We start from the raw sequence: 17,612 nt of genomic DNA, 5'->3' as shown, positions 1-17,612 counted from the left end.
CTACTCCGAACAAACTCTCACATTGCCATTCGGGCGTCAAGAACATAAAATGCGCCTACACCGAACAACGGAGACAGGAGATGTCGCTTTGCAAAACACCCTCGGAGAGAAGATCCGCAAGTTGAGGAAAGATAAGGGTTATACCCTCGACAAACTCGCCGAGCTGACCGAATCCAGTAAGAGCTACATCTGGGAGCTGGAGAACAAGAACCCGCCCCGGCCGTCGGCTGAAAAGCTGGCCAAGATCGCCGATAAGCTCGACACCACCATCGAGTTCCTGCTCGATGAAGGAGAGAGCGTCAGCGCGGAGGAAGCCGCCGACGCTCAGTTTTACCGCCAATACCGGAAGATGGACTCCTCGACCAAAGAGAAGATCAGGCGGATGGTCAAACTGTGGGGCGACGACGCATGACGGAAAGCTTTTCGCCGCAACGCTGGGCGAACACCCTGACGCTATTGCTGAACGGCGTTCACGGCGCTGCAGCGGAGAGATTTCCCGTGCAGGTTCCCGAGCTGGCCAAGGAATATTCGCGCCACCGATTCCCCGACGATCCCGTGTCGCTGGTCGCGGGCGACATCCTGCCGACCTTCGACGGGGCGCTCTACAAAGCGCCACCCGGCAAGAAGGGTTGGGGGATCATCTACAACAGCGCCATAGCCTCGCGGGGGCGGATCAACTTCACGATCGCGCACGAGTTCGGGCATTACCTTCTGCACCGTCTGCGCTTTCCCGATGGCCTCGAATGCGGCCAGCAGGATATGATGCGCTGGGACAGCGAGTATCGCCAGATCGAGGCGCAAGCCAACGAGTTCGCCGCCAGCCTGTTGATGCCACTCGACGACTTCCGCCGCCAGATCGACGGCAAGACAAAGCCCACGCTGGACGATCTTGGCGGATGCGCGGAACGCTATGGCGTTTCGCTCGTCGCCGCCTCGTTGCGCTGGCTGCAATATACCGAGCGCCGCTCGGTGATGGTCGTTTCGCGCGATGGCTACGTCCTGTGGGCAAGGTCGAGCCCAACGGCCTTGCGCACGGGAGCCTATTTCAAGACAGCAGGCCGGCCGCCGATTGCGGTGCCCACGCGGTCGCTCGCGGCGCAACCTGACCTTTTAGAGAAAAGTCGGGGACAGATGACGCACGACAGCGACGTCTGGTTCGCCGAACCATGCGAGGAGATCGCCCTGGCCTCCGACCAGTACGACTTCACCATCTCGCTGCTGCACCTTGAGCGGGTGATCCGCACAAGCCGCTTTGACGAGGCCGAGGACGACGAGGACGCCTTTGATGTTATGACGCGCCGCCTGACGGGCGGGAACTGAACAGGAGCCTGCTTCTGACGTCCGCTTTTGAGCTCGTCGAATGCTCCCGCACCGACCGGATTGAGGGCGCGAAGCAGACATCGTGCGCAGGCTCAGCAGGCCGCGTCAATAGTAGTGCGGCAGCCGGAAATCATGGTCGTCGTCCTCGCCGAACAGTCGCTTTTCGGCAAACCGATTGGCTAACCCTGACGCGGACAGCGCGGTCTCGCGGTCGGCGAGGCGCCGCTCGGCAAAGGCAAGGAACGCCTCCACCCTCGCGTCATGAGGTTGGGATGCCAACTCTGTCCGTAGCGCCGTCACCAACGAGCGCAGGCGCTCCAGCGCGCCGACGTCTTCGAGGATCTTGTCGAGCGCCTTGGCGCGGCGATTCTCGACATGTTGGGCACGCAACGCCAGCTCGCGCCGACGGCGTGCCTCCTCGCGCTGGCGTGCTTCTTCAGCGCGGCGAAGGCTGTCGGCCTTCTTGGCGGCGGCGAGCACCGCCATGCCGACGGCGATGTCGCTTGCCATCGTCTCCAGCCGCTGGACCTTGGCGTCGCGAAACGACCGTCGCGGCCCTCCGCCGAGCAGGTAGCAGTTCTCGAGCTCGAACGAGAGCTTGCCGGTGGGATGGTAATCCCATTCGGGCCCGCGGAGGAACGACAGGCTGAAGTCATCGTCATCCCAACTGCCAGGACTGTTCCAGCGACGGGCACGCCTGCGACGCGCCGCTTCCTGCTCGGCCAGCTCCTTCTCCGTCGGCACGTGCTTTTCACGCCGCGTGCCTTCGGTCACCGAGAAACCCATCGTCTCGTCGTCGCATTCGAAGGCGGCTCCCTTGTCGCCGCGCACGAGCTTGATCCCGAGCGCGTCCGCCGCCGCCACGATGCGACCCAGCGCCAGTTCGAAGCGATCGACGGAGGCTGGGGCGATGGTCGCCTTGATGAGGCCTGCGCCCTCGACCGAGACGAGGCCGGTCACGGAGTTAGGCTTCGCCTTGCGAAGCTTGGCCGCAGTGCGCTCGACGATAGGGTTCGGCGGCGTGTCGGCGCCGGCGTCGATCGAGGACGCAAGGATGCGCGCGTTCTCCCGCGCCGCGGCGATCAATTCCGGCTCCGTTCCCAGCTGCCCCGCAGCGATCGTGACTTTGCCGCCGGCGCTATTCTTCGATGTCGGCAGCGGTATCTGCGTCACAGGCTTGCCTGCGGCCTTCTTCGCCCACCAACCGAGCGGCGGATTGGGGATGTCGTGCTTGCGGCAGATCTTGTGCAGCGCGACGTCGGAGATGGCGAACTCCTTGGCGAGGTGCGTCATCGGCTTGGACCAGACGAGCGCGTAGAATTCTTCGCGGCTAAACTCTCGGGCCATGTTCAGCACTCGATCCACTGAGTCGTTCTTGCGGCAAGGGCATGCGGCGGTCAGCCGGTACCTGCCCGGGCCCGCCTCAGGCGGCAACGGGTGCATGTCATGTAGCCGCTCTTGCGACGGCTTTGGACCCAGATATGGCCTTTCATCAGGCAGCCGAGAAAGCCCATCAAGCGCAACAGCCGAACTCCAGCAGTATCCGACCGCCGGCACCGTGCGCGGCCGCGCTATCTTAGACGTGATGCACGAAAACATCTGTCTGGCATCAAACACAAGGCTCGCACGCTCGCCGTCATGCGGACGCGGACTGCTGCTCTTCGGGGGTCCAGATATCCGCCTTGGCGATCGCCAGGCTCTCGCGGCAATCGCACGCGATCCGCTCCAGTCGCGGCACATCAAGGACCTCGATCGCTCCGCGGCTGCTGCGGATCAATCCCTCGCGCTGCAGCCGGGCCAGGCAACTTGAGACCGTCGTGCGCTGCGCCCCCAGCATCTGGGCAAGCGCTTCCTGGGTGAGCGGCAGAACCTTGTCCAGGCAGCTCCGGTCCAGGGCATCGAGGATCGAGCGGCTCAGCCGGCCCTCGATCGGATGCAGGGCATTGCAGGCCATCAGTTGACGCGCCTCGGTCACCAGCATCTCGAGATGCCGCTCGACCGCACGCTCGAGTCCGGGCGACGAATGCAGCATCTCGCGATAGCGCGCGACACCGAGACGCACCGCCGTACCGGGAATTTGGACCTCTCCGCGCGAGCGAAAGCGCCCGCTGCCGAAGGCCTCCAGCACGCCGACGCCTCCGTTGCAGCCGACCATGCCGGTCTGGACACTCTCGCCCGCAATCGTCTGGGTCAGGATGGCGACCAGTCCGGTCAGCGGGAAGTAGACCCACTCTGTCGGTTGCCCGTCGCTGTGCAGCACATCGCCGCGCCGCAATTCGGCGCGCTGGAAATGGGGAAGGAACCGCGCCCGCGTGGACGGCTCGAGTTCGGCGAGCAGCGCGTTCCCCGAAAGGATTGCGTCCATCATGTTGCCTCCTGGGCTGCGATCGCAGCGGACGAGGCACGCTTTCCTCCAAGCGCCGAAAGATCATCCGCAAACCAGTCATCGCAACCGACTAACAAAGTTGAACCAATGTCTAATCCGTCTAACGGTTGCGGAACGATCGAGGTTCCCAATGACAACAAGCGGGCGATCTTATTCAGGTCTGTTCATGAAATAGAAAGCTGTGCTTCACAGCCTGAATGGATTGTTATATTTGGAACTGATGTTCTATTTCACAGTTTCAGAGATTGTGCATATATTTGTCTATTAGTATGGCGATCCGCAATATTCTCCATGCCAAGGCTTGGTGACGGCATTCCGCCAGACCGGCTTGATTATCGGCCATGTCGATTTAGTCTGGTCCTGCGCCACCAGAGTGGCGTCGAGGCATGAGAACCTCGCTTGAGGGCCCTGACCCCGCTTCGTGCGGCCGGATGGCCGACGCGCATGTCCAAGCCGCTCGCGGCCAAAGGCGTCGGCGCATGTCTCAAGCATGTTCTCAACGTCCGGCTCTCGCCGGCCCGCCTCGCAAGCGGAGCGCTGGCGGATGGACCCAAGTGCGGATCAGTGCGGTTGGCAAGTGGCCGGGGGTGCACAGCCCGGAAGCGCGCAATGCGACTGACGGCCGCCGAATTCGAGGGCCTGCCCGAGCCGCGCCTGGACGATGGCGATCCGCTGCCGCCCGAGAACCGGGCGCCGGTGCGGGAAAACGGGCTGGAGGCCCTTTACCATGCCCATTCCGGCCGGCTGCTGCGCTTCTTCTCCCGCCGTGCCGGCACCACCGATGCCCCGGACCTCGTCCAGGAGACCTTTGTGCGCATGGCGCGCATCGAACCGGCCGCTTGCCATCGCATCGAGAGCCCGGGCGCTTTCCTCACGCGGATCGCAGCCAACCTCGTCAAGGACCGCGCCAGGCTCGCTGCCCGGCGATCATCTTCCTGCCACGTCTCCTATGACGAACAGGTCCATGGCCAGGTCGACCCCCATCGCCTCCTGGACGACCGGGACGCGCTCGCTCGCCTCGAACAGGCGGTCGCGCGCTTGAACCGCCGTACGCGCGAGATATTCCTTTTGCATCGGGTCGAGGGGCTTACCTATGCAGAGATCGCAGACGAAGTCGGGATGAGCGTCAAGGGCGTGAAGAAGCAGATGGCCAAGGCCCTTTTCCAGCTCCGCCGCGACGTGGGCCCGCTTTGATGGCAGCTTGGTTTCGCGGTCTTCGCGCCCGGCGGATCGAGCATGAGGCGGCCCTCTGGCGAGCAGAAATGCTCGAGCCGCACGCGCCTGAGCTGCGCGCCGAGTTCGAAGCCTGGCTCGGCGCCGACCCGGCGCACGCCAAGGCCTATGACGCGTTGGAGCGCTTCGCCACCTTGTCGCAGCGGCTGCCCGCACCCGAGCGTCGACCGCGACGGCAAGCCGTTGGCCCGCGTCGCCTGGCGCCGGCGTTCGGAGCGATCGCGCTGGTCGCGACCGCCGCAACCGGGCTGCTGCTGCTGGTCACCGGGCGGGAAGCGGCGACGTATGCGGCGGTGGCCAATCCGGGGCCGGCCATTCGCCTGTACCGGCTCTCCGACGGCTCCACGATCACGCTCGATGCCGACACGAACCTGGACGTCGCCATAAAGCCCGCCTCGCGCGAGGTGCGCATCCGCTCGGGTCGCGCCCGGTTCAAGGTGACCGACGAGCCGGACCGTCCCTTCACCGTCTCTTCCGACGGCGGGCGCGTGACCGCCAACGGCAGCGAATTCGACGTGGCCTTGAATGGGGATCGAATGACCGTCGTGGCCCTGCAGGGCGACGTGCATGTCTCACCGGACGGAAGCGACCGCCCGGCTGTGCCGCTCGCCAACGGAGCCGCCGTTCAGGTCGAGGGCGCCAGCGTAGACATGACCTCGGTCTCGCGTGAGGATCGCCTCTGGCCTGCCGGGCGGCTCTCGTTCGACAACACGCCGCTCGAGAAGATCGTCGCGACGGCAAACCGCCTCGGCGGACCGCCCATCCGGCTTGGGTCGGACGGAATCGGCACCCTGAAAGTCACGGCGGTGCTCGATCTTCGCGATACGCGCGCGCTCGCGCGCAAGCTTGCAGCGGCCCTTGAGCTCAAGGTCGACGACCGGGGCGGCGAGGTCGTCCTTACCCGATAGGAAATTATTTGCCCCGGCAGGGGGCCACCGCTCGCGGCGCATCGTCAAGCCACTCCGACACGCACCACCCGGTGACGCAAGGGGAGGCGAATTTGATGAGGCCGAATTGGGCAGGCGCGGCCGTAGCCGCGCTGTTGATGACCGCGATGCCGGAGATGGCCGCCGCGCAGAGCGAGGACGTTCGGACCTACGATATTCCGGCGCAGGATCTTGCGGGCGCGCTCAAGGCATTCGCCGTCGCCTCCGGCCGCGAGGTCATAGCGCCGAGCGAGACCCTCGAGGGCAAGCGAAGCGCGCCAGTCGTCGGGCAGCTCGCGCCCGACCAGGCCGTCGCACGGCTGCTTGCGGGCACCGGGCTTTCCTTCACGCTCGTCGACGGCGCGTTCGTCATCCGCCCTATTCTCGCCGCCGCCGCTGACGTGTCCTCAGCGACCGCGGAGGCGGAGATCCTCGTGACCGGTACGCGCATTCGCGGGGCGCCTGTCGCGTCTCCGGTCATCGCAATCGGCGAGGACGATATTCGCGCCCAGGGCCTCTCCGACCTCGGTGAAGTCGCGCGCAGGATTCCGCAGAGCTTTGGTGGCGGCCAGAACCCGGGAATCGGCGCGAATGTCCCTACGGCGAGCGGAGGCGATGTCGGCGGCGGCTCGTCGCTCAACCTGCGCGGCCTCGGAAGCGACGCCACCTTGACCCTGCTCAACGGACACCGGCTGGCCTACACTGCCGCGCTCCAGAGCGTCGACGTGTCGGCGATCCCGCTTGCCGCAATCGAGCGGGTCGAAGTCGTACCGGACGGCGCTTCGGCCATTTACGGGTCGGACGCGGTTGCCGGGGTCGCCAACATCATCCTTCGCAAGCGCTATTCGGGACTGGAGACGGGCGTACGCCTCGCGACCTCGACCGACGGCGGCGGTTTCCAGCAGCGCTACGACGCGCTCGCCGGCGCCACCTGGTCGAGCGGCGGGGTCTGGGCGGCTTATGAATATGGCAGCAACAGCGCGATCCGCGCCCACGACCGCTCCTATGCCAGCTCCCGGTCGCCGGGGCTCGACCTCTTCCCGGCGCTGCGGCACCACAGCGTCGTCGCCAGCGGGCGGAAAGACCTCGCCGGCGATCTCTCCCTCAGCATCGACGGCCTCTACAACATCCGCTGGAGCGATTCGGTCATGCCGACCCTGCCCAGCGGCGACCTGAACGCGGGTCGGGCGACCTTTCATTCAATCGACAAATCCTACGGACTTGCCCCGTCGCTGGAACTCAGCCTCCCGGCGAACTGGCGCCTGGCCCTCACGGGCACCTACGGAATGGAGCGGGTGGACTTCCATCAGGTCCAGTGCGCCGGCGCCGACTGCAGCGACGCAGGGTGGAACTACTATCGAAATACCGCCAGGTCCGTCGAGGTCTCGGGGAGCGGCCATGTCGTCGAACTCCCCGGCGGCATGTCCAAAGTCGCGATCGGTGCCGGATACCGCGAAATCGGGTTCGACCGCTTCTCGGCCGCGCTCGGCGCCGCCATCAACTCGGTGTCCCGGCAAGACAGCTATTTTGCCTACGGGGAGGTAAGCCTGCCGCTCGTCGGGTCCGAACAGGGCCTTCGCTTCGTTCATCGCTTCGATCTCGACGTCGCTGTTCGGTACGAACGCTACCCTGGCATCGGCGGCGTGGTCACGCCCAAGGTGGGCGCCGCGTGGGCCATCACGCCCGACGTCTCCATGAAAGGCAGCTGGGGGCAATCGTTTCGCGCGCCGACCCTGTTCCAGCAGTACCAGCCCCGCACCGCCGTCCTCTACCCTTCGGCGCTTCTCGGGGCGTCCGGTTCAAGCCCGACCTCCGGCGCAATCCTGCTGGTCGGCGGCAATCCGGCTCTCGAACCGGAGCGGGCCACGACCTGGTCGGCGACCGTCGACCTGCAACCCCGCGCGGCACCCGGCCTCGCGTTCGCGGTCGGCTATTTCCATATCGCCTATCGCGACCGTATCGTCTCGCCGATCACGCTGCTGTCGCAGTCGCTCAGTAATCCGTCCTACCGCGACCAGGTCATCCTAAACCCGAACTCTGCCGAGCAGGCGGCTGCGCTCGCCAGCACGGGTTCCTTCATCAACTACACGGGCGTTTCCTACGACCCTGCCAACATCATAGCGGTCGTCGACAATGCCTATGTCAATGCGGGACGCCAGACCGCGCACGGCATCGACGTTCTTGCAAGCTATGCCACGTCGATCGGCCCGGGCCAGCAGCTGACCTTTTCGGCCAATGTCGCTTACCTCAAAAGCGAGCAGCAACTCGCGGCCGGCCAGCCCGTGGAACCGCTGGCGGGCACGATCTTCAATCCGCCGCACTGGCGCGGACAGGGCTCCGCAAGCTGGTCGGGCGGCCCGCTCACCTTGACCGCCGCGCTGAGCTATATCGGCGGCGTGCGGGACACGCGCTTCTCGCCAGCCCGTGGCATCGACGGGATGACGATGCTCGACCTGACGGCGCGCTATCGGGTCGAAGGGACGGGCAGCCCGCTGGAGGGTACGGAATTCGCGCTGTCGGTGCAGAACCTCCTTAACGATAAGCCGGATCCGATCAGCGTCGGTGCTCCCTACCAGACACCGTACGATTCAACGAACTACTCGCCTATCGGGCGACTGCTTGCGATCGAGGTTCGCAAGAAATGGTAAGGTTTGTACACCTCGCCATCGCGCTCGCGGCCTTTGCCTGCGCCGCGACGCTCGGCAGCCCGGCCGTCGCGGCTTGCGAGAGCCTTGTCGCTGCCGGAACGGATGCTCCCCAGCCGGCGAAGTCGCTCGCCGCCAAGGACTTGATCGAGCTTCGCGAGATCGGCACGCTCAGTTCGCCGACGTTCACCGGTCCCAGTCCGCTCGCGGTCTCGCCTGACGGGGCACGCGTCGCGTATTTGCTCACGAGGGCGGACCTCGCTTCGAACAGCTACTGTCGAGCCCTGGTCGTCAGTTCGGCACGGGCGCCGGGGCCTCCACGAATCCTCGATCGCGGTGGCGACCCGATCCTGGTCGACGATCCGGTTCGAGGCTACTACCTGGCCAGCGGCGCTCCGGAGGTGATCACGCCGGTCTGGTCCGCCGACGGCCGACGCATCGCCTATCGGCGGCGCGACGGCGGCGTTACGCGGGCCTGGGTCGTCGATGCCGAAGGCGGCGAGGCCCGTCCCGTATCGATGGACGGGCATGATGTCATGGCTGCGGCCTGGAGCGCCGACGGGCGGCGGCTGATCTATGCCATTTGGCGCGGGATCGCCGCCCAAAGGCAATCGATCGACGAGGAGGGCAAGCTAGGCTGGCTCTACGACGAGCGGGTCATTGCCGATATCTCGCCGCGGCCGGCCATTGCGGCTGCACACGCGATCGACGTCTTTACCGTCGACCTGTCCTCAGGTCGCATCGCTCCGGCAGAAGGCGAAGACCGCGAACGCCTGCAAGTCCCGGGCCTTCCCGGATATCCGGTGGACGCCGCGGCAATCGGCCCGGATGGCCGCAGGGCGTGGGTCGAACGGCGCCAGCCATCCCCGCTCGCGCCCGCCGTCCTGACCGCCACGGACCCGCGAGGTCGAACCGTCGCCTGCGCCCAAGAGAGCTGTTCAGGGGGCATCGTCTCGATCTGGTGGCAAGGAGGCTCGGTCCTGTTCCTACGCCGAGAGGGCTGGAACAACGAGATGCTGGGTCTTTATCGTTGGTCCGTCGGCGCCTCGGCTGCCGTTCCCGTCATGCGTACCGGCGATGTGCTGCACGGCTGCGTCCAGGCGGGCGCTTCGCTGATCTGCACGCACGAGACGAGCACCCAGCCGCGCCGCCTGGTGTCGATCGACACACGGACCGGCGCCATCGCGACGTTGTTCAACCCCAATCCGGACTTCGACGGCATTCGGCTCGGGTCCGTGAGGCGGTTGCGGTGGAAAAATGCCATCGGGCTCGAGAGCTGGGGCGACCTTGTCCTGCCTCCGGACCATAAGGCGGGAGATCGGCTGCCGCTGGTCGTCGTTCAATATTACAGCCTCGGCTTCCTGCGCGGGGGGACGGGTGACGAATATCCGATCTTCCTCCTCGCGCAGCGCGGCTTCGCGGTCCTGAGCATCCAGCGCCCGACATTCGCTGCCGCCGCCGATCCGAGCCTGAAAGATTGGGAGGCGATCAATGCAGCCAACCAACGCGGCTGGGCGGAGCGCAAGAGCCTGCTGTCCTCGGTGCTGGGCGGCGTATCGAAAGCGATCGAAACCGGCACGATCGATCCGCAGCGGGTGGGCATCTCGGGGCTGAGCGATGGCGCGGCGACCGTTGCCTTCGCCTTGATCAATTCAGATGCCTTCGCGGCAGCGGCGATAAGCACGTGCTGCCTGGAGCCGCTGACGACGATGGCATTTGGCGGGATCGGATGGGCCGACCAGCTTCGCCGGATGGGCTATCCCCCGGGCACGGCCGACGGCCGCGCATTCTGGCGAGATATGTCGCTCGCCCAAAATGCAGCCCGGATCGACACGCCGCTCCTGATGCAGCTCGCCGACACCGAATACAGGCTCGCTCTCGAGGCCTACGCGGCCCTGCGCGAGCAGGGCAAGCCCGTCGAAATGTATGTCTATCCCGACGAGTTTCATACGAAGGTCCAACCGGTCCACCGCCAGGCCGTCTACGAGCGCAACCTCGACTGGTTCTCATTCTGGCTCCAGCACCGGGTAGATCCCGATCCGGCAAAGGCGGCGCAATATGCCCGGTGGCAATCGTTCCGCGCCGCCCACCCGAGCGCAGACGCGACGCCCGAGCGTTAGCCCTGGGCGCGCGCCCAGGCTTCCGCGTCAACGAGCGTCATCAGCGATACGAAGCTCAAGTCGTGCGCCGGGGTATCGTCGTTGAACAGGCGTGAAAGGGCGGCCGTGTCGATCAAGCCCTGTCCGGCCAGCCAGCCGCCGAGCAGCATGTCCCGAATGGTTATGCGGTTTCGTTCGAGGATCTGCGCCACGAATGTCGTGGGCGTGCCCTTTGAGCGGCGGTCGACGATGGCGGCGGGGAGCCGCTCCTGAAAGGCGGCGCGCGCGGCTGCCCGGTCACGGCCTCGCGCAAGCCAGAGCCAGCTCGGGATGCGAAGGCAGGCTTCGATGACCGGCTGGGACGCAAGCGGCGACACGGCCTCGTACGGTGCGCCGGCGTTGACCGCTTCGACCATGCTCTGGGCCGGGACGAGCAGGCCTACATGGGCTGCCCGCCCGGGCAGTGCAGACGGGGGCGGTTGAAGCCACTCGTGAGCGGTGGTTCGACCAAGCTCGCGCCTGAGGTCGGGGCTGAGGAATTGGTCGGCTGCTGCGTGCCGCGGCGTCCGTGTCCGCCACCACGCGCGATGCATGGCCTTGGCGACCAGGCGCGGCATCCCGACCTGCGCGAGATCGCCGAGCGCTTCCGCCGCAGACCTGAAGCGCCGGTCGAACCCGGCGGTCAGCAGGCAATCGGCCAGCATCGACACCGACCGCGACGCGAAAAAGACATTATCCCCGCCGCCGCCGTCGAAAACCGCGTCGGCGCGGAGCCGGGTGGCGACCTGCTGCGCAATGGCGTCCTGCGCCTGGGTGAAGCAGCGATGGACCGGATAGGGCAGATGCGCAGCGCCCGAACGGCGCACGTCGACATAATCCGCCGCCAGTCGCTCGACGCTGAGGTCAGCCCCGACCGTGTCCGCAACACAGCGCGCATAGCGCGTTTCATCGCTTAGAGGGTCATCCGCCCGGAGATTGAGGCAAGAGAAGTCCGCTCCTGCCGCCCTGAGGCAAGCGGCCGTGACGCTCGAATCGAGCCCGCCGGACAGCAAGAGCAGGGGCCGCCGGCATGCGGCCGATCGCGCCGCGACTGCGAGGCCCACGGCGTCCCGCAAGCGGCGGCCGGCTTCGATCCCGTCCTCGAGCTGGCGACCGGGGTCGATGAACGGCCAGGGCGTCCAGATGCTCTCGACCCGGATGTCTCCCTCGGAGACCGTCAGGCGCTCGCCGCCGCGCAATTCCTTGATGTCCGCGAGGCAGGTTTCACGGAAGCGGTGGTCGGGCCAGGCAATCTGGCGAGATACATGGTCGGCTGAAATCCTCCGCGAGCTGCGGGCGGCCTCGAGGAGCAGGGACAGGTCGGACGCAATGTAAAGTGCATCCGCACCTTGGTGGTAATAGCAGGCAAGGTCGCCGAACGGCGCGCGGACGATCGCTACATCGTCGCCAACACCGACAATCGCGACGTAGCTCCCCCAATAACGTTCGGTCAAAATGCGCCCGCGCGACGCAGCGATACCCGCCCAGTCGGCATCGGAAAGGCGATCAGCCGGACGGCGCTGGCCTCGATCGAACAGGAGGCCCAGGATCGCCCCGGCCGGCGAGACGACCGCGCGCAGGCCGCTGGTGCCATGTATGCGAAAATGGTCGCCCTCGAATTTGGGCAGAAGATTGTCCGGGCAAGGTCGCGAAGGATCGATCGCGGGCAACGGCCGGCCCGCCAGCGGAACGATGGCGACGAAGTGCTCGCGCATCATACCACCAGGATGGGCTTGAAGGTCCTGACCGTGTCGAGCCGGTCGTTGATGACCCAATCGTCATGCTGCACCCAGCAATGCGCCGCGAACGGTCCGAGCCGCACGCCGAGCACCAGGCTCGCGTCGAGGCCCTGCGCGAGCAATTGCCGGGCGACGGCATAGGAGTGGCTGAGACACGCATCCGCCACGGTGACGATCCGCTCGGCGCGCACGAAACTCGCCATCGCACCGGCGAGATCGTCCCGGCTGCCGGACCGCGCCGGGCTGCGGAGCTTTGCTTTCCGAAGCGAGGCCAAGGCTCCTGCCAGGCCCTGCAGCCTGAAGCGAAGCTTCGCCTCGTGAAGCCGCGCGATCGCGGCTATTGTCGCCGCCGGCCCGGCCAACGGGAACGGCGTGTCCAACAGGCTGCGGGACGCGGGCACGGGCTGTTTGCAGGGCGCCGGCGGTGCTGCGTGCGCCGAACAGGCAAACAATCCCGTGTCTTGCAATGATGCGCTCGGAGCACCCGATCCGGGACAGCGATCGAGCCGTCGGAACTCCGCCTCGGCTTCGGCATCGAGGCAGAAATAGCAGTCGGCGGCGACGTCGAGGAAAACGAGACGTTCACCCACGTCGCAATAGGAAAGGCCGGGTCGCAGCGAGGACATGGAGCCGCGCCGGAGCGCGCGCGACCTGGACGGGCCGCGCGCGTCCTTGGCGTCAATCGTCGGCAAGGCCGGGCGACGCCAGCTGGAGCCGGATGTCGACGCCAGGCCCGAAAGCACCCTTGGTCGCGGTGCTGGCGGTGCCGAGTTCGATGACCTTCTTTTCGCACTTCATAACCACTCTCCTACATTTGCTGCGTCGATGCAGCCTTGGGAGAGTAGGTGGCGGTGCTCGCTATCCGAACTTTATACGGATTCTATACGGCGATTGTTTTCGCCGGCTTCCAGCCGGGTTAGCCGGCCCGATAGACCGCCCGTACGATCGCGGCGGCGGCACGGTCGCGGCGGCGGTGATAGGCGACGCTGAGGCGGCCGAGCAGCTTGCGCTCGCTCCGGTTCGTGGCCTCCGCCAGCTCGGCCAGCTCCCCATCCACCGCTTCGAGCACATGCGGCTCGACCATGCGGACGGCGTGGAGCCGCGCATTGAGGCGGTCGATCGCGCGGGCGTGCTCGCCGTTGCGCGAGCGGTGGCCGACCGCGAGGAAGACGGCGGCGGCCCGCTCAGCGACCGTACCCTCCACCGGGGTCGGCTTGCCTGCCGATCCCTCCGTCGGCCAGCCGCGCAGCGCCAGGGCGACCAGTTCTCCCGACCAGCCATAGAGATCCTTGAGCGCCGGCTCGTCGAGCTGGGGCACATGGAAGCCGCCGCTCGTGCGGGTCTCGACCAGGCCTTCGCCGGTGAGCCGGTGAAGCGCATCGCGCACCGGCGTCACGCTCGCCGCAAGCGGGTCGGCGAGCATCGCCGGGTCCAGCCGGTCGCCCGGATGGAATTCGTGATTCATCAGGCGCTGCTTGAGCGCGTCGTAGACGCGCTCGGCGGTCGCCCCCGAATTCATGGCACCACCTGTTCGTCCCGCACGTACGCCTCGACCAGGGCCTGCTGGTCGGGCCTCAGCGCATCGATCGCTCCCAGAGGCTCGTCCGCGCCGTGCGTGAACAGCACCGAGGGGCACTGGCCCTCGTAGTTGCCGAGGTTCGGCCGGTGCTGGCAGTAGCCGGCGAGCGCCGCGAGCTCGGGCGGGAATCGGCGCGCGACTTCGGGCGGATAGGCGAGCCACTGGTTCTCGTAAGGCTTGAGCCAGCCGAGCGAATAGCCGACGACCACGCCGCGCCGGACCTCGTTCGTGCGGTTGGCGCCGGCGCCGTGGAGCGTCGAACCCAGGAAGACCAGCGCCGAGCCGGGCTCCATCTCGGCCGCCACCGGCTCGCCCGCAGGCTCGGACGCGAGCGCTTGGCGGCCATGGCTGCCGGGCCATACGCGCGTCGCGCCGTTGTCGGCGGTGAACGGGCTCAGCGGCCAGATGACGTTGACGAGATATTCGGTCTCGCCGATGGGCCCCCGCCACATGTCCTGGTCGCGGTGCGGCAGCTGGGCGGGTGCGCCGGGGTCGATGGCGATCGCCTGCGTCACGTTGAGCTGGATGCGCTCGCACCACGGCGCCAGCACCTTTTGCGCGATGCCGAGGACCAGCGGATGCTGCACCAGCGTGGCGGCGCGCGCGGAGCGGACCAGCAGACGGCCGAAGCGCTTGGTCGTCGTGCCGTAGAAGCCGCCCTGGCCGAACGGCGTTCGCGCGAAATCGGCGGCAAGGTCATCGTCGAGCGCCGCGATCGCGCCGCGCGGCAAGGCATCGGGAACGACGCAATAGCCTTGCTCGAGAAGCTGCGCCGTCCAGTGGTCGACCGCATCGCCGGTGTCGCGCGCCGCAGCCTGAGCAGTCCTGGTGTCCATCACGTTCCTCCTCGCTTCAGGCGGCGACTCGGCCATGCGCACGCAGGCTCGCCGCCGGGACGATGCCGGCCGCGGCAAGCAGGGCGGGCGTGTCGCGGTCGATGTCGATGCGCAGCGCCGCGAGCATGGCGCCGTCGATGGCCTTGGGAAGCCCGAGCGGCGTACAGCGCCAGCCGAACGCCAGGATCTGCTGGAACCAGCCCATCTCGGCGATCGCGCTGTAGGACTTGATCCCGGCGGCCAGCGCGTGCTCGACGAGCGCAGTCACCAGCGTGTCGCGCACTTGCCGCCGCTCGCGGGCATGCAGCCGCCGGTCAAGGCAGAAGCGGGTGATCTCGTGGATTGCCGGCCCGCAGGGCGGCCCGTCCGCGCACAGGTCGGCATAGAAGCTGCCGAGGATGTGCGGGCGCGCGGTCGGCAGCAACCGCGCCGACCCCAGGTGCCGCCCGTCGGGGTCGGCAAGGACCAGGTAGCTGGCGTGCGCGTCGTCGAATTGGTCGACTTCATAGGCGTCGTCGATGACCGGCACGTTCCACTTGAGGAGGTCGACGAACACCGACTTGCGTGCCGCAAACATGCCGCGCAGCACGGCATCGGATGCCGGCCGCGCTCCCGCGCTGAAGGTATGGAGCATTCTCGAAGGCCTTTCCGGACCGTTGCCGGCCAAAGGTCTCCGAGCGGGGCCATGCCCCGCTATTCCCCGAAAGGGTCATATCAGCGGCGGAAGATGTCGGTGAAAGTGAGCGTTCCGTCGAACAGTGCCCGGATCGCCAGCAATGTCCGCTTGTTCACGTCGTACCGTTCGCAGGCCTGCTTGATATGGCGCGCGACCGTTTCCTCGCTGACGCCGAGGATGCGGCCGATTTCCCAATCCCCCTTGCCGCGCGCGGCCCACAGCAGGCAGTCGCGCTGGCGATCGGTCAGCACCGGCGCGGGCGGCGATTGGAGGTGCCCGCGGGTCGACCACAGGCGCCGCGCGCCTTCGAAGGCGAACGCGCCCGCGAGCTGCGCGAGCGGCAGCATGGTCTCGGGCATCGGCCGGCCGGCCTCGTTGGCGAACGAGCAGGACCCGCGCGCCTCGCCCGGCACGTGCGCCGGCACCGTGAAGCCGTCGCCGATGCCTTCGTCGCGGCCCATCGCCAGGATGCGGCGGTCGGCGGCGGTCAGCGGGATCATCTGCGGCATCCTCGACCAGCAGAAGCCGATGCTCGTCACGTGGCTCGCGCGGTGCACCGGGTCGGACACGCCGAGCGCCTGGGCGTCGTAATAGTCCGCCCAGCGCGCCGGATAGTTATGGATGCGGATCGCGCTGTCCCCGGCGGCGAGGACGTCGACGTGATGGGTAAGCGCGAAATACTGGAAGCCGAGGTCGGCGGTGACGCCGGTCATCGCCGCCATCAGATCGTCGGCACTGTCGGCCCCTTCGACGATGCGCGCGAACTGCATCGCCATCCGATGCATGTCCATCGGACATCGCCTCGACCGCGGGCGGCGTCTCAAGCCGCCGGCAATCCCGCGATCGGCCTTCCCTTATGCTATGGCCGGGCCGGCGGGTTCTCAGGCCGCCGCCGCAAGCCTCCGACAAAAACCTTTCATCACCCGCGATTCCGGCCGGGCGTCCCGCCAGATCCTGCGGCGCCGCGGCCGTGAGCGACTGGCGCGACGACGCGCGCTACGCTCGGCTGCGCGATATCGATCGTGCCGGGCTGATGTGGGAATGGCTGCGCCGCGACCCCGGCTATGTCGCCTGGTATGTCCGCGCGAGCACCGCCACGCGCGGCGCCGATCCGCTGTGCTGGGGGCTCCACTTTCGCCGAGGCGCCCGACCGCATCGCTCCCGAGGCGCGGATCATCTGGCACGCCGACCTCGATCCCGGCACGCTCGTCGTCGCGGCGCACCCGGCGCACCCGGCGGATCCCGACGCCATCCGGCTTGCCGAGCTCGCGCCGTGGCTGGCGATCGCCACCGACCCGTCGGGCGGCGAACATGCCGTGCTCTCGGACGGCTGGCGGCATATCCGCCTCGACGTCGAGGCCGGCCGGCTGGCGGGCGCCGAGGCCGTGCTGCTGCACTACCGCCTCCATGGCACCGTCTCCGCCGAGCGCCGCATCCTGCCGCTGCGCCGCCTGCTCGACCTCTGCCGCCACCGCCGCTTCGCCCGAGCGCTGTTCCCGCGCGAGCGGCGCATGGAGCGCCTGCTCACCGTCCTGCGCGTCCACGACGCGCTCGCCGACGGGGCGAGCCAGCGCGAGATCGGTACGGCGCTGTTCGGCGAGGATCATGTCCACCGCGACTGGAGCGAGCGGTCGGATTCGCTCCGCTCGCGCGTGCGCCGGCTCGTGCACGAGGCGAGGGTCACGGCACGCGGCGGCTATCGCCAGCTCCTGCGGCGAGGCCGCTGAGCGGCCGCGTCGTGAGCCCGGGCGTACCCTCACGGGAACAGGCGCTCCAACGCGAGCTTCACCATCGCCGGATTGAACGGCTTGCCGAGCAGGCCGGCCGCTCCGGGCAGCTCGCCGGCCTCGTCGGATCCGCTCGCGACCACGAATGGCACGCCCCTTTCCGCGAACCGTTCGGCCACCGAATGGCTGGTGTGGTCGCCGACATGGATGTCGAGGATCGCGGCATCGATCGGAGCGTCGCGAGCGAGCGCCTCGGCCTCGGCGACGTCGTAGACGGGCCCGACGACCGCGCAGCCGAGGTCCTGGAGCACGTCTTCGAGGATCATCGCGATAAGCGGCTCGTCCTCGAGCACCAGGATGCGCTTGCCTTCGAATTCGCTCATCGAGCCTTTCCAACCTTCGTCGTT

Annotated in this window: 17 protein-coding genes and 1 pseudogene; 8 read left to right on the top strand and 10 right to left on the bottom strand. The window is 67.3% G+C overall.

All coding sequences use genetic code 11. The annotated features are described in order from the left end of the window. Positions 1-88: 88 nt before the first annotated feature. Complete coding sequence (locus IEW58_RS00165) at positions 89-412, top strand: helix-turn-helix domain-containing protein (RefSeq protein WP_229658343.1); 324 nt, start codon at positions 89-91, stop codon at positions 410-412. Further along, positions 409-1,320 carry an ImmA/IrrE family metallo-endopeptidase gene (locus IEW58_RS00160; protein ID WP_188643277.1) on the top strand — a complete coding sequence of 304 codons (912 nt, stop codon included), beginning with the start codon at positions 409-411 and terminating at the stop codon, positions 1,318-1,320. Before IEW58_RS00165 ends, IEW58_RS00160 begins: the two co-directional genes overlap by 4 nt. 105 nt (positions 1,321-1,425) lie before the next feature. Here the strand turns inward: IEW58_RS00160 and IEW58_RS00155 are convergent, their stop codons facing one another. Together IEW58_RS00155 and IEW58_RS00150 are read right to left on the bottom strand one after the other, a co-directional pair. Further along, positions 1,426-2,667, bottom strand: a complete 1,242-nt coding sequence (locus IEW58_RS00155; protein ID WP_188643276.1) for a hypothetical protein — start codon at positions 2,665-2,667, stop codon at positions 1,426-1,428. A gap of 289 nt (positions 2,668-2,956) precedes the next feature. Continuing rightward, positions 2,957-3,688: a Crp/Fnr family transcriptional regulator gene (locus IEW58_RS00150; RefSeq protein ID WP_188643275.1), complete on the bottom strand. Its 732-nt coding sequence runs from the start codon at positions 3,686-3,688 to the stop codon at positions 2,957-2,959. A 627-nt stretch (positions 3,689-4,315) separates the two neighbouring features. Between IEW58_RS00150 and IEW58_RS00145 the strand changes: the two genes are divergently transcribed. From IEW58_RS00145 to IEW58_RS00130, 4 genes are all read left to right on the top strand, one after another. Next, entirely contained in the window at positions 4,316-4,900 is a 585-nt protein-coding gene (locus IEW58_RS00145; protein WP_188643274.1) for an RNA polymerase sigma factor, read from the top strand. Next, positions 4,900-5,847: a FecR family protein gene (locus IEW58_RS00140; RefSeq protein ID WP_268237087.1), complete on the top strand. Its 948-nt coding sequence runs from the start codon at positions 4,900-4,902 to the stop codon at positions 5,845-5,847. The genes IEW58_RS00145 and IEW58_RS00140 overlap by 1 nt, the downstream gene beginning before the upstream one ends. Positions 5,848-5,942: 95 nt before the next feature. Then, the gene (locus tag IEW58_RS00135) at positions 5,943-8,513 is read left to right on the top strand and encodes a TonB-dependent receptor domain-containing protein (protein WP_188643273.1); all 2,571 of its coding nucleotides are present in this window, start codon (positions 5,943-5,945) and stop codon (positions 8,511-8,513) included. Then, complete coding sequence (locus IEW58_RS00130; protein WP_188643272.1) at positions 8,507-10,630, top strand: Atxe2 family lasso peptide isopeptidase; 2,124 nt, start codon at positions 8,507-8,509, stop codon at positions 10,628-10,630. The genes IEW58_RS00135 and IEW58_RS00130 overlap by 7 nt, the downstream gene beginning before the upstream one ends. On the opposite strand, the gene IEW58_RS00125 is transcribed toward IEW58_RS00130, so the two are convergent. From IEW58_RS00125 to IEW58_RS00095, 7 genes are all read right to left on the bottom strand, one after another. Next, positions 10,627-12,366, bottom strand: coding sequence for an asparagine synthase-related protein (locus IEW58_RS00125; RefSeq protein ID WP_188643271.1), 1,740 nt, complete (start codon positions 12,364-12,366; stop codon positions 10,627-10,629). The two genes, IEW58_RS00130 and IEW58_RS00125, sit on opposite strands and share 4 nt — an antisense overlap. Continuing rightward, on the bottom strand, positions 12,363-12,977 hold the full coding sequence (locus IEW58_RS00120; RefSeq protein ID WP_188643270.1) for a lasso peptide biosynthesis B2 protein: 615 nt from the start codon (positions 12,975-12,977) through the stop codon (positions 12,363-12,365). The genes IEW58_RS00125 and IEW58_RS00120 overlap by 4 nt, the downstream gene beginning before the upstream one ends. 88 nt (positions 12,978-13,065) lie before the next feature. Further along, positions 13,066-13,185, bottom strand: coding sequence for a benenodin family lasso peptide (locus IEW58_RS00115; protein WP_188643269.1), 120 nt, complete (start codon positions 13,183-13,185; stop codon positions 13,066-13,068). A gap of 118 nt (positions 13,186-13,303) precedes the next feature. After that, positions 13,304-13,906 (bottom strand): GntR family transcriptional regulator, encoded by a 603-nt coding sequence (locus IEW58_RS00110; protein ID WP_188643268.1) that lies wholly within the window; start codon positions 13,904-13,906, stop codon positions 13,304-13,306. Beyond that, complete coding sequence (locus IEW58_RS00105; protein ID WP_188643267.1) at positions 13,903-14,802, bottom strand: phytanoyl-CoA dioxygenase family protein; 900 nt, start codon at positions 14,800-14,802, stop codon at positions 13,903-13,905. The genes IEW58_RS00110 and IEW58_RS00105 overlap by 4 nt, the downstream gene beginning before the upstream one ends. A gap of 16 nt (positions 14,803-14,818) precedes the next feature. After that, complete coding sequence (locus IEW58_RS00100) at positions 14,819-15,436, bottom strand: acyl-homoserine-lactone synthase (protein WP_188643266.1); 618 nt, start codon at positions 15,434-15,436, stop codon at positions 14,819-14,821. A gap of 80 nt (positions 15,437-15,516) precedes the next feature. Then, entirely contained in the window at positions 15,517-16,269 is a 753-nt protein-coding gene (locus IEW58_RS00095; protein WP_229658342.1) for a LuxR family transcriptional regulator, read from the bottom strand. Between the two features lie 65 nt (positions 16,270-16,334). Between IEW58_RS00095 and IEW58_RS14055 the strand changes: the two are divergent. Next, positions 16,335-16,556 (top strand): annotated as a pseudogene (locus IEW58_RS14055) (transcriptional regulator domain-containing protein); the annotation flags it as partial. After that, positions 16,543-17,205: a DUF2285 domain-containing protein gene (locus IEW58_RS00090; RefSeq protein ID WP_188643265.1), complete on the top strand. Its 663-nt coding sequence runs from the start codon at positions 16,543-16,545 to the stop codon at positions 17,203-17,205. The pseudogene IEW58_RS14055 and the gene IEW58_RS00090, both read left to right, overlap by 14 nt. 29 nt (positions 17,206-17,234) lie before the next feature. On the opposite strand, the gene IEW58_RS00085 is transcribed toward IEW58_RS00090, so the two are convergent. Then, positions 17,235-17,588, bottom strand: coding sequence for a response regulator (locus tag IEW58_RS00085; protein WP_188643264.1), 354 nt, complete (start codon positions 17,586-17,588; stop codon positions 17,235-17,237). Positions 17,589-17,612 lie beyond the last annotated feature (24 nt).

It is taken from the genome of Tsuneonella deserti, assembly GCF_014644315.1.
Lineage (GTDB): Bacteria > Pseudomonadota > Alphaproteobacteria > Sphingomonadales > Sphingomonadaceae > Tsuneonella > Tsuneonella deserti.
This window is presented reverse-complemented; position numbering and strand designations above follow the sequence as displayed.